Genomic DNA, 12,666 nt, shown 5'->3' on the forward strand with positions numbered 1-12,666 from the left:
CCAGGACGCGGGCACCCCAAACGCCGCGTCCCCAAACGTTGCGGCCGTGAACGCTGCGGCCGTGAACGTTGCGGCCATGAGCCTTGCGGCCGTGAACCCTGCGGCCGTGAACGTTGCGGCTCGACCGGTCCCCGTGGCGTGATGTGCCGCCTCGGCCCGCTTCGCGGCGGCGAATCGCCAGGCCGCCCGGAAACGGCCCTTCAAGTCGACCGAACGCTTCTTGGGCGGTGAACGGCCAAGTGGGCGCGCAGGCGCCGCCACCGCGTGAGGCCGTGTTTGGCGCGGTCTTCGACTGCGGCCACATCCCGCCAATAGGACCTGGCGGATCGCCCTGGGGCGAGCCCGGCGCCGAAGGCGGCGCCATCGGCCTCCCGTGCGAGTTGAATGATCAATGGGCGCATCCGGGCCGGCGCTTTGCCGGCCACCTCCAAGCGGGTGGCGGCGCGGTCGGGCGGCGGCAGCAAGCGCAGGTCCCGCAACCGATCAGTCAGTTCCGCCCAGCCCGCCACGATCCGCTGCGGCGGCGGACCCCGCCTCTCGCGGCGGCGCCGCCGCCGCGCCCTGGCGAAGCCGAGGGCGGCAACGATCATCGCGAGCAGCAAGACGACACCCGTCAGGCCTGCGCCGATCAGGGCCAGCGCACTTGGCGGGGCGGCTGGCAGCTGCGGGGCCACCGGCCTGGCGGACCCGATCGGCACCGGCTGCAGGTCTTCCTCGGGCGGATTCGAGGGCTTCGCCTCCGGCGGCGGCGGTTGGGCGACCTGCGGCTTGGGCTGGGGTTTGGGTTCCTGGGCAGCCTGCTCGGGCGAGTCCTGGCGGTTCGGCGTGGGAAAGAAGCCAACCCAACCAAGCCCGTCCAGGTTGATCTCCACCCAGGCCGTCATGTCCAAACCTGTGAACGCCTGGACGGACCCCCGGCCATCCGCGTCCGCTGCGGCGGCGGCGGCGGTGGCGGTGGCGTCCGGAGGGTTCGCTTCCTCTCCGCTCAGGCCGCCCGGCGGAACCTCAACTTGGCCCGGACCCGGCGGCTCACCGTAACCGGGGGCAAAGCCCATCACGACTCTGGCCGGCATGCCCAAGGAACTCGCCATCAAGGCCATCGCGGCCGCGTATTGCTCCGCGTTCCCCACCATGAGATCGGCCGTCAGAAGCTCAGCTATGCGTTCCCCGCCATGCCCGGCGAGCGCCTCCACGCGGTCCGCTCCCTCGCCCGGCCCAATCTGGCCGTCCGAGTAGTAGCCGCCCTGAAGGAACCGCTCCAAGGCCAGGGCCTTGGCACCGGCGGTGGTGGCCCGCCCAGTCGCGGCTGCCGCCGCCAAGTCGGCTGCCGGAACCCGTGCAGAGGCGGGCCCGACAGTCGGTGCCGCTTGGGCGGCGGCGATCACCGCGTCTGCGGGCCGGTAGGGCCGGCAGTCCGTTTCCAGGGCGTACACCACCGGGCCTGAGGGTGAGGACGCGGGTGCGGAGGCGGCCGGGAGTGCGGAGGCACCCGACGCGGCCGAGGCGGCCGGAAGCGCCAAAGCGCCGGTGGCCGGAGCGAACCGGACCAACTCCTGCCTCATTGCCGCCTGGTCGCCCGCAAAAGTGATCGCTCTGGGATTCCCGACCGAATACAGCCAGACCGAGTCGATGTCGTGGTCCTCGAACTCGATTGCGCAGCTTGTGAGGCGGATCGCAACCGCCGCCGCGCCTGAAGATGGCCCCGCGCTTCGCGCAGGCGCGCGCGCTTCGGCGAACCCCGCGCCCTCAGCGCGCCCTGCGCCTTGGCCAGTCCCTGCGCCTTGGCCAGTCCCCGCGCCTTGGCCAGTCCCTCCGCCTTGGCCAGTCCCCGCGTTTTGGGCAGGCTCTGCGCTTTGGGCAGGCCCAAGCTCCTCAGCGAACCCTGTCGCCTGGGGAACCGCCGCCCCTTGCGGAAGCCGTGTGAAGTTGCCCGAGGCCTCACCTCGCCCGCCACCCGTGACGTTCCAGACCACGCCGTCAAAGCGGTCCATGACCGCCAGTTTGACCACGCCGCCGGCCGGCAGGCCGCGCACCTTCAAGATCACTTGGGACCGGAGGTCGCCTCTGAGGTACCGCCGGTAGGCGCTGAGCGGACTGGGATAGTCGCCCGGGTCGAACGGCGGTTCGACATGCTCCCGGATCACCAACCGGTCGCGGTGGTGGGCGAGTTCCCCGCCGCCAGCCCCGCCGACCACCGCCACCGCCACTGTGACCAGGATGGCGAGGATCCGCCGCGACGCCAGGCATTGCCTGCGCCAAGCCCCCCATGCGAGCACCCCCAAGCCTGTGACCAGTCCCAGTGGAAGGGCCGCCGCGCTGGCGCTCGTCCCCAAGGCGACCGCCGCGCCCGCCACCACGAGCGGGGCGAGACCCGCCCAGACGGCTCGTCCCCGGCTCAGCCTGGTGGCGACCGACACCCCGGCCGCCGCGCCCGCCAAAGCCAACGCGAACGGCGCCAGGCCAAAGCCGCCTCCCCCGCCGACCGGCACAGGGACCGTCAGCAATCGCCGCCAGACCCCCGTCACGCCCGTCGCCAACCACCGTTCGGCGGCCCAGGATGGCCATAACCCGCCTGCGGCCCACTCCGGCACGGCCAGACTAGGCCCGACCAAGAAGTACGCGCCCAGCAGGGCGGCCACCGTTTCCAAGGGCGGCCATCGCCGCCAGGCCCCCACCCCGGCCACCGCCGCGCCCAGCAACAGGCCCCCCAGCGCCGGCCGGGTGAAGGCGGACCCAAGCGACAGCCCCGCCGCCGAGTCCAACTCGCAAAACACCGGTACCAGCGGCGCGAGCGCCAGACCAACCAGCCCGGCGATGATTCCCCCATCCGCCCAGCGGCGCGCGGCCACGCCCGGCGCCGATTCAGGCGGGGCGCTCTTCACACCCGGTCCCAACGCCGCACCAGTTCCGCCAAACGCGCCAACCCGCCGATGCCGCCAGCCCACGCCATGCGCCGCAGGCGTTCCCAAGGCCGCACCAGTTCCGCCGAACGCCCCAATCCGCCGATGCCGCCCCGCGCCACGGCCGATGCCACAGCCCGCGCCGCCTCACTCACACCCGTTCCCAACGCCGCACCAGTTCCGGCAACTGCCCGAGTTCGCCAATTCCGACCAGGCGCAGCCGGCCCACCCGGCCAACCGTCGCCCGGCCGCCAACCCCGGACCGCACCGCGACCACGCTCGCATGGCGCGGCAGCAGGCCGGCGGCCCGGCTCAGCTCGCCGGCGGTCAGGCCGGCCCCGGCTACCAAGACCGCCAGCGTGGTTCGTGGCGCCGTTCCCCTGATCCGGGCGACTGCGGCCGCCAGACGGCCGCCGCCTCGCTCGTCGAGGGTCATTGCGGCGGCGGCGTCCAGTAACCGGCCGCGATCAGGCTGGCCAAAGCGCCGAACCTCCTGGCCCGCCACAATGGTCACGTCTCCCGCCTGCGCCAAGGCGGCCAGGCCGATGGAAGCGCAGACTGCGACCGCCAGTTCGAAATCCTCAGGCGTCCCGTACTCGGCCGGGTTGGTCGAGATCGCCGCGGCCACTTGGGCGCGGCGCGTGTCCTCGGACTGCCGCACCATCGCCCGGCCCAGCCGGGCCGACGACCGCCAATGAATGGCCCGCACGTCGTCGCCCGCCTGGTACGGCCGCAGGGCGTGGAATGACGCGTCCGGCTCGGCGGCCTGGCCCGTCGGCCTGCCCTCAAGGTCCTTGATCATCCCCGCAGGCCCAAACCGCAGGGTTGCGATTGGCGGACAAACTGCGATCTCGAGCGGCCGGCCAACCGCGAAACCTCGGGCCACCAGGCCAAACGGATCGCCCCGGACCGCCCGCACCGGCCCAATTAGAAAGAGGCCTCGGCGTTTGGTCGGGGCGGCGGCACAGACCACCAACGACTGCCCCGGCGCCAAGCCGGACGACCGGGCGGGCCGCCCGAGCGGCCGAGCGCGCGCCGCGAGACGGGGCCAGCGGATGGCGAGCAGACGTTCGGGGCCGGCCGCTGCGGGGCCCCGAGGCGTTTGCGGGCGGACCGGCACCGCCAGGTTTCCCGGCCACACCCGCCGCCGACCCGTGTTCACAAGGGTCAACGTCAGGCCCGGGTCGCCGCCAACCGGCACTCGGCGGTGTTCCGCCGCGAGGGTCACGCCCAGACCGGGCCGGCCCAGCGACGCCGCCAGGCCCGCGAGGAAAACCCCCGTCGCCACTCCGCCGGGCACCGCCAGTTCCGGCCAGCCGAGCCACCAGCCAACCGCCAGGCTGACCAAGCCCGCCGCCAACGCCGCCGCCCCCCAAGGCTGGGTCCGCAGGTCGCTTCGCTCTGACATGACCGGCGCGCCAATCTACGCCAGCGCCCGGGCCAGTTCGGCACCGCCGACCGCCGGGGCAGGCACCCGGCCAAGCACGTCCGCGACCACGCCATCCGCCTTGACGCCCTCCATCTGGGCGTCCGGCTCGATGATCAGCCGATGCGCCAGGACCGCGGGGGCCAAGGCCTTGATGTCATCTGGCGTGACGTATGGACGGCCCTGGGCCAGCGCGTAGACCTTGGCGCACCGGGCCAACGCCAGGCCGCCCCGCATCGACGCGCCCAACTCGCACCGCTGGTCGGCGCGCGTCGCCTCAACCAACGCCACAATGTAGTCAGCGACCAGGGGCGCAAGGTGCGCCTGCGCGGCCAGTTGACCAAGCCCCGCGATCTGACCGGCCGACGCGACCGGCCTGACCCCGGCCGTGCGGTCCACCCGCGCACTCTCCGTCACGAGCCTGACCGCTGTCGCATGATCGGGATAACCGAGCCTGGTCCGGACCAGGAAGCGGTCCAACTGTGCTTCCGGCAGCGGGTAGGTGCCCAACTGCTCGACCGGATTCTGGGTGGCGATGACCACGAACGGGCGGGGAACGCAATGGCTGGTCCCGTCGAGCGTGACCTGCCGCTCCTCCATCACCTCGAGCAACGCCGATTGGGTCTTGGGGCTGGCCCGGTTGACCTCGTCCGCGAGCAGCACCGAGCAAAAGACCGGTCCCGGACGGAACTCAAAACGGCCGCTGGCCTGGTCGTAGATCGACGCCCCGATCAAGTCGGAAGGCAGCAAGTCCGGCGTGAACTGAACCCGGCCGTGACTTCCCGCGACGGCCGCCGCCAGCGCCTTGGCGAGCGAGGTCTTGCCCGTGCCCGGCACGTCTTCGATGAGCACATGTCCGCCCGCCAGCATGGCTGTCAACACCAGGTCGACAACCCCGGCCTTGCCGACTATCGCGTCCGCCACCGCCGCCCTGATGGCGGCGAACGCGCGCGCGAACCCCTCAGCCACCTGCCTGTCCATTGCTCTCCCTCAAGTCCGTCGGTTGACGTTGACAGTCCGGCTGGCCCCCGCGTCCCGCCCGACGCTCGTCTCCGGGCCGGCGCCCATCTCTGGGCCGGCGATGGCGTCCGGGCCGGCGACGGCGTCCTCGCTGGAACCGGGGGAAGGACCGCCCTGCCAGGCCGGGTAGTCGATTGCGATCCTGGGCGAGCGCCCCAGGTCGTTGACCAGCCACACTTCGACCTGGCCGCCGGCCGCCGCGCCGCCGGGCGCGTCCACCTCAAACATCCCCGAACCCTGCGCCCGAGCCGCGCCGCCGTTCACCGACGCTCGCCAACTCGCCGGCAGGCCGCCCAGGTCGGACGGGTTGGCGCACCAAACGGCCACGGTCCAGCGGTCGACCCGCTGGGACGAACAGTCGCGCGGCGGCCCCGGCAGGGTCGCGACCTCGACGCGGGCCTCCAACGACTCGGCGCAGAGGCCGTCAGCCGGCGAGCCCGGCACCAGCGGCACGCCTCCCCCAGAACTGAGGCAGTAAACGGCCCGCGCGGTGTGGACGCCGGCGGTCAGCCCTTCGAAGCGCCCATTCGGCGCGGAGATCCGGCCGCCGTCGAACCACCATGAGCCGACGGCCTCGAACCCCGCCTGAACCGGCGCGGCCGGCCAGGCGACCTCCACCCAGGCCGCCCCCGCCGGGCTGGCCACGGACGGCGTCAGAACCGGTACCGGCAACGTCTCCACGCTCGCGGGGCTTTGACGCAGGGGCCCGGTGGGCTCCGACGTCTTCCACCCCGCGTCCGCCCGCTCGCTGACGGCCTTGACCTGAAAAGTCGCCGCGTCTCCGGGGTTCAAGCCGACCATGCAGTCGAAGGCCCCGCAGCCAGCCTGGGGACGGCCGTCCACCAGAAGCTCATAGTGAACGTCCGCCCCGGTCTGAGGCACCGGATCCCAGGCGACGCTGACAGCGGCGGCGCCCGCCCAAACCACCCGCGGCGCCCCCGGCGCCTCCGGCTCGCCGTATGGGGTGACCGGTCCGAACCCGGCTGCGACGCTTGCCCCCTTGCGACCCACCGCTGCGACCGAGCAAATGTGGACGGCACCCGCCCGCAGGCCGCCCACGGTCACACTGGTGGACCTGACGTCCACGTCCACAGCCGTCCCGTTGCACGCGACCGCGTAATGGTCGACCGTTCCGCCGCTGGCCGGCGGCGGAGACCAACTCAAGTCGATCCGGTTCTTGCCCGCCAGCGCCTGGCCCGCCACCGGCGGATCGGGCGCCAGGTCGTAGTCGAGCAACCCGATCCCCGGCCGGTCCGACTCGCCGACGGCGTTGCGCGCCCGGACCTCGACCCGGTACTGGGCGCCAAGGGCCAGGTCATTCATCAAGCAGCGGGAAGACGTGGCGCCACGCGACGCGTCGTCGCACAAGGCCCCGGCCAACGTGACCCGGTAGGACTCGACCGGCTCGCCCCCGGCCGCCGCGCCGACCACCGGCGCCCAACTGACCTGGGCCTCGCCCCGACCGCTGGTCACCGCCGTCACCACGGCCGGAGGGTCGGGCCGGTCGCGAACTATCACCGTGAAACTGCCCGACTGGCGCCTCCCGACGGCATCGACCACCGCAAAGCTCACGGCGACCGCGCCGCGCCCGGACGGCCCTCCGGCCGAATGGGGCGTCACCGTGATCGACTGGCCCGCCGCGCCGGCGCTGGCATCCCCCACCACCGCCACCGCCTCCAGACGCGCTGGCCTCTCCTTCGCCCACGGGTCGAAGACGCCCGCCAGCACCGGGACCGTCACGGGTTCGCCGCGCACGGCCTTGACCTCGCCTGGGACGTTGGGCTTGACCGCCGGTTGCCTCGTCTCGACCACCGTGACCGTCAACGCGAAGCCCGCCTGAGCCGGTCCGTCGGCATAAGCCAAGGTCAACGGGACGGTGGCGCGATCGCCGACCGCCGCCTCCGGCCCCACTTCAATGGTGAGCACGGTTTCCGCGCGGCGAACCCGCACACCCTGGAGCGACACCGGCCCGACTTCTGCCGCCACCTTGGACCGATTTGGCGGCGCCTGCCCGTCCACGCGGAGGAAATCCGCCAGGTCGACGGTGCGCGAACCGCCGCCCCGCTCCACTTGGGGCGCGGGATCCTGGAAAGTCAACTGGCTTCGTCCGGGCGCGCCGACTGAGACGTCCAACCAGAGCCTCGACGTTTTCAGCCCCGGTTCGGACGCGGCGTCGCCGTCCAGGGTTCCGCCCGCGTCCGGAGCCCCATTCGCATCCGCGGTCTTGGAGGGGCCGGGGCCGTCAGCCACCCAGAACTCGATCCGGTCCGGCCCGGCGTGGTCGCGGTCCGGTGTGTAGGCGATCGCCCGGCCGCCCTTGGCGGGCACCGCCCGGCCGTGGGCCGCCGTCAATCCCGCCCCGGCCGGGCCGTCCCCCACGCCACCAGCCGCCGGGCTTCCGGCCGGGTCGAACAAGAACGCGCCCTCCCGGCCTCGCGCCACCGCCACGAATTCGTCCAGATTGACAATGGTCTCCCGCCCCGCCTCCGCGCGGATCGGGGCTATCCCGGGGCGAAGGTACGGCGGCCGCGCGATGGGCGGCACCGTGATCGAGCCGTACGCGGTGGCGCCGTCTGCCTCGGCCGCCCCATTCCGCAACCCGTAGAAGACGATCGTGGGCAGGTCCTGCTGCAGGTTGACCGTGATCTCCTGGGCGCTCTTCAGGGCCGCGTGGGTCCCCGATCCGTCCGGCAGAAACAACTCCAAGTCGCTGGTGGGGCCGGACGGGTTGTAGGCGGTGCGCAGGACGTCGATGTCGACCGAGACCTTGTCGATGGTCTCCTGCGGCGGCGACACGATGTCTTTCGCCCTGGGCGGCGCAGGCGGCGCGGCCGGGTCGACCGTCAAGTTGACGGCGGCCGAGTCCCGGTTGCCGCCAGCCCCGCAGGCGTGGTAAACCACCTGGTATTGGCCCGGTTCTTCCGGCAGGGCCACCTCGATCCGGCCCGTCGACAAGTCCGCCCGTGCCTGTACCAGGGCGCTGGACAGTCCCAATTCCTGTCCGTCGCAGAACTTCAGCGGGTCTTGGCTCGCCAGGTCCACGTCGTTGACCAGGACCGGGATTTCAAGCACCTTGCCGGGGCGGGCGGCGGCCTTGTCGTCCCGCGCGACCACTCCGGTCGCGCCCGCGCCCGGCGCCGCCACGCCAACCGTGACCGATGCCGTCGCCCGGTTGGCCGCCCAATCCTCCACCGCGTAGGTGAAGGTGTCCGTCCCCGGCGGTTGATCCGCGCCCGCCCGGTACTTGATGTAGTCGGGGCCGATCTCCGTGACCGAACCTGATCGCGGGTAGACGTCGAGGCCCTGCTGGAGAGCCACGCCATCGCCGTCCACGTCAATCCCCGTGAGCGGCACCGGAATGGTGACCTCTTGGCCTTGCAGCACGCGAGCGGTCAAGTCAAGCGGCGTGGGCGGCGGTTTCGAACCTCCGCGCGATTCATGCACCTCGACTGTGAACAGGCCCAGCGCCGAGCCGCCCGAATCGTCCACCACCGGCACCGCCACCGCCACGGGCTTCGGGCAGGGTTCCTCCGGAGCCTGGTAGCGAACCGAGCGCGCGGAGACGTACACGGTGCCGCAGCTCGGACTCGGTTCGATCGGCCGCCCGGCGGCGACCGAGAGCGCGTCCCCGTCCGGGTCGAAGGCCTGCTCCAACGCGGGAATGGTGACGACTCCCCCGGCTCGCACCGTGACCGTTTTCGGGGTGACGATGGGGTCTTGGCCCGCGCCCGCCTCGGCGTGGACCACTCGGATGACCCCGCTGGCGGTCGCCCCGCCCGCCGCCACCGTGTAGACGACGTCTTCCGCGCCGCCGCCACCGCTGTCCGAGACCTCCAGGTACTGGTGCCCCAGCGGGACGGCCGCGACGCGGGCCCCGTCCGGCAACTCGAAGTCTTGCAGCACGGGAACCGCCGCCTCTGGGATCAAATCGTTCGCCAGCGGGTCGACCAACGCCGGGCGGCCGGGCCGAACGTAGACGGTGTCTTGCACCGCCACCAGCGCGGACGTCCCCGCTTCGCGGACGTCGATCCTGACCGACAGGCGCCCGGTGTTGGCGCCCGCCGCCACCCTCACATCGAGCAGGTAGGTGTTCGCCGCTTGGGCGCTGAATGACAGTTGGCCGGTGGCGGAGTCGAGCCCGACCTGGGTCAGCGGATCGGACTGGACGTCCAAGGCGAAAACGGGCGCCACGGCGTGATGCGTTCGCAAGAAGTCGCGCAGAGGGAGCGAAACGGTCTGGCCGACTGCCGTGTCGGCCTTGACGGCATCGGCGGCCGGGGCCAGGGTCCCCGCCGACCGGAGGTCAACGCGCAACTCGGCCGGGCTGGCGACCGCGCCTCGGCTGTCCGCCACCGTCAAGGTGATAACCGCCCGGCGTGGCGACCCGCCAACGGCCTTGATCGTCAGCATCCCGTCGGGCCGGTGGGAAACCCCCAGGTCGGGGTCATTGGAGGTGGCCGCGAGCAACGCGAGCGGGTCGCCATCCGGGTCGGTGAAGCCGGCCAAGGCGCGGTGGGTCGCGGTCGCGCCGAGTTCCATGGCCAACTCGGGCGGCTGATCCGGGGCGCGCGGGGGCGCGTTCGCAGTGTCTGACACGGTGATGGCCACGTTTGCCGAATCGGTCTGGCCGCCGGCGTCTGAGACCGTGTACGTGAAGCGGGCGGCCGTCACGCCCGCGGCCGGGGTGAACTGGACCGCCCGTCCGGACAACACCGGTTCCGCGTGCCCGCTCGCCGGATCCAGCCCGTCAATCCGGTCGATCGCCAACGCTCCGCAGCCCGTGGCCGCGTCATTGCCGAGCACCATCAAGACCGTGCTCGTGGCCGGGCGCGCGCCCAATTCGTCGTCCTGAGCCTGGGGCTTGGCCGCTTGATCATCGCAGTCGACTTGGGCCGCCCCGGTGGCGCCCGCCGTTGACCCAGCCGCGTCCGCCGGCTTGGGGTCAATCTGATCCCAGTTCAGGGCGTCGCGGACGCGACTGTCTTGGGCGGGCATCCAAATGCGCCCGTCTTGCACGTCGTTCAGAATGATTGTCTGGCGGTTGACCCGGAAGACGATGCGCGAGCCCTCGGTCAGCGCCTCGAGCGCCCGACTGGCGGTTTTTCGGCCGCCGCAGCTCACCGCGTAATTGTCGCCCCGTTCGGGACTCGCGGCCCAAGCGGCGTGGACGCAGTCGCCCACGCTTGCGGGCACAGCCGGTTCGCCCCGATTGCCGGTCCTCCATTCGTCCACCTGTCCGTTGGTGCCGATCAACAGGAGGCCCTGGGGCGCCGCCACTGCGACCTTGGTGCCGGACGCGGCCGGCGCCTGGAGTTTGAGTTCTTCCGCCGCGCCGAACGCCCCCAGGTCGACCTCGCCGCCGTCCCAGGCCAAGGTGGTGCCGACCAGCGCGTAAACCCGGTCCCCGACCGCTGTGACAGCGCTGATCCGCGTCTCACCCAATTGACCGCCATTCGGCGCCGCCGCGCCGCCTGCGGCCAGCCCGATGCGGCCAAGCTCCCGGGTGCGGACCCGCCCGGCCGAGCCGGCCGGGCCCAGCCACACCCTGGCCACCCGGCCGTCGCCCGCCACTGCGAAGACGCTGCCGTCGGGGGCCATCACTATGCTCCCCGGACACCCCTGCCCCTTGCCGCCGCCCTCAGAGCCGCCGCTCACGCAGCCTTTCGCGGCGCCGGGAGACGCGCCCGCGCCTTCAGCGGCGCCGTCCGCGAGATCAATGTCGGGTTGGCCCGCGGCTTTGTCGATCCCGCCAAGGCTTTCGAATGGTCTGAGCCAGGCCCGTTGGCCGTCGGCGCTCACCACCAGCGCGGCCGCGCCGCCCACGGCGACACGCCCCCGGCCGGGCGCTCCCTCAGAGGCCGCCTCGCCATCCTGTTGCGGGTATTCCTGTTGCGGGTATTGGGTCGGCTCCCCCAGTTTGAGCGCCGCCGGGTCGATCACTCTGAAGTCGGTTGCCTCGGCGATCACCACATTCCGACCGGTCTGGACCACGTCGAACTGCCCGGACTCCTCCGAGAGGGCAAAACCGCCGGTCAGCTCCTCGATCGGCGCGTTATAGCGGGCCACCTTGCGCTGGCCGGCCGCGAGGTTGGTGACCCAGACAGAAGAATCGTTCAAGTCGACCGCTTCTGTCGGGTAACCAGGTCGCGTCACCGCCAGGCCCACCACCATTGTTGGCAGCGCCGCCCACACGATCCGTTTCAACCACCTGCGGGGGCTGGAACCGCCCGTCGGCCTAGCGTTCCGCAGTCCGGCGTTCATTGGCCCTCGCAGATGCGAAGCGGCTGGCGACTGGTCTTGTCGCCGCGAATCAAACGGACCTCGATGCAGACCGGGCCGCCGTCGAACTCCGCTCGGGGCACCGCCACCTGAACCTGGCCCGTCAGCCGGGTCTGGTCCGGCGACGCCAGAAGCCACCAGCGGTACTGGTCGCCTTGTTTGGGCGAGGGATTGGTCCAGGCGAAGAACGGGTCTTGCTGCGCGTCGACCGTGACCGTTCCACTTTCCAGCACCGGCAGCGGCGGGTCGGGTTCGACCACCAGGCTGGCCGATCCGACCGCGTCCGCCGCCGCCCCCGCTGGCGGAATGTCCGACCGCCCGAACCACCACACGGCCATCGTCACCACGGTCACCAACACGGCTGCCGCTCCGACGGTCATGCGACTGGCCTTCCGCGTTCGGCGGCCTCCCGCCCTGCCCGGGCCGGGGACGCGCCGCCCAACCGTTTTCGGCTTCGCCCGAACCGCCCCCTTGGCCCGTTCTGACCGGCTAGGCACCCGCTTGTCCGGGATCGGCACCCGTCTGCCCGTGGTCGGCGCCGACTTGCCCGGGACCGGCACCGCCTCCCGGCCGGACGGCCTGACTGGTCGCGCACGGACAGCCGGTCGCGGAAGAACAGTTCCGCCAACCGGTGGAGCCGCCAGCCGTGGCGGCGGCCGCGACCCGCTCACGGCCGCCGCCCGCCCGGCTGCCGGGGGCAAAGCGCCTGCTGGCGGTCTTGGAACTGCCGGGAAAGAAACAATTGACGGACCAGCCGACGACACGGTCTCTGGACGGCCTTCCGAGGGCGGCACGGCCCCAGGGAGGCCTTCCGAGGGCGGCAGCGCCAAGGGACCAACGGACGGCGGAACCGCCGCGCGCCCGGCGGCCGGGAGAACCCCGGCGGCCGGCAAAGGCAAAGAGCTAACAGGCGGCGGAACCGCCGGAAGAACAACCTGGGGCGGAACAATCGACGGACCAGCCGGCGGCGAAGCCAAAGGCGGCAGGACGGCAGCCAGCGGCGAAGACAAAGGCGGGAGAACCACCGCAAGCGCGGCCGGT

The 12,666-nt window shown here is 72.2% G+C and carries 6 protein-coding genes; all 6 read right to left on the reverse strand.

From position 1 onward, the window contains the following. Window positions 1-200 precede the first annotated feature (200 nt). From LBC97_04590 to LBC97_04615, 6 genes are read right to left on the reverse strand one after another with little or no spacing between them, the layout of a single operon-like run. Window positions 201-2,882: a hypothetical protein gene (locus tag LBC97_04590; GenBank protein MDR2565330.1), complete on the reverse strand. Its 2,682-nt coding sequence runs from the start codon at window positions 2,880-2,882 to the stop codon at window positions 201-203. Continuing rightward, complete coding sequence (locus LBC97_04595; GenBank protein MDR2565331.1) at window positions 2,879-3,055, reverse strand: hypothetical protein; 177 nt, start codon at window positions 3,053-3,055, stop codon at window positions 2,879-2,881. Before LBC97_04595 ends, LBC97_04590 begins: the two co-directional genes overlap by 4 nt. Next, window positions 3,052-4,308, reverse strand: coding sequence for a DUF58 domain-containing protein (locus LBC97_04600; GenBank protein MDR2565332.1), 1,257 nt, complete (start codon window positions 4,306-4,308; stop codon window positions 3,052-3,054). Before LBC97_04600 ends, LBC97_04595 begins: the two co-directional genes overlap by 4 nt. Before the next feature lie 15 nt (window positions 4,309-4,323). Next, on the reverse strand, window positions 4,324-5,307 hold the full coding sequence (locus LBC97_04605) for a MoxR family ATPase (protein ID MDR2565333.1): 984 nt from the start codon (window positions 5,305-5,307) through the stop codon (window positions 4,324-4,326). A 9-nt stretch (window positions 5,308-5,316) separates the two neighbouring features. Further along, window positions 5,317-11,550 carry a hypothetical protein gene (locus LBC97_04610; protein ID MDR2565334.1) on the reverse strand — a complete coding sequence of 2,078 codons (6,234 nt, stop codon included), beginning with the start codon at window positions 11,548-11,550 and terminating at the stop codon, window positions 5,317-5,319. Window positions 11,551-11,603: 53 nt separating this feature from the next. Next, window positions 11,604-12,005: a hypothetical protein gene (locus tag LBC97_04615; protein MDR2565335.1), complete on the reverse strand. Its 402-nt coding sequence runs from the start codon at window positions 12,003-12,005 to the stop codon at window positions 11,604-11,606. Window positions 12,006-12,666: the final 661 nt, after the last annotated feature.

The organism is Bifidobacteriaceae bacterium (assembly GCA_031281585.1).
GTDB lineage: Bacteria > Actinomycetota > Actinomycetes > Actinomycetales > WQXJ01 > JAIRTF01.

What these genes read in the sequence shown, in the direction of transcription:
- LBC97_04600 (MDR2565332.1), bottom strand. Translation starts at nt 4,308, where the DNA reads ATGTCAGAGCGAAGCGACCTGCGGACCCAGCCTTGGGGGGCGGCGGCG.
- LBC97_04615 (MDR2565335.1), bottom strand. Translation starts at nt 12,005, where the DNA reads ATGACCGTCGGAGCGGCAGCCGTGTTGGTGACCGTGGTGACGATGGCC.
- LBC97_04605 (MDR2565333.1), bottom strand. Translation starts at nt 5,307, where the DNA reads ATGGACAGGCAGGTGGCTGAGGGGTTCGCGCGCGCGTTCGCCGCCATC.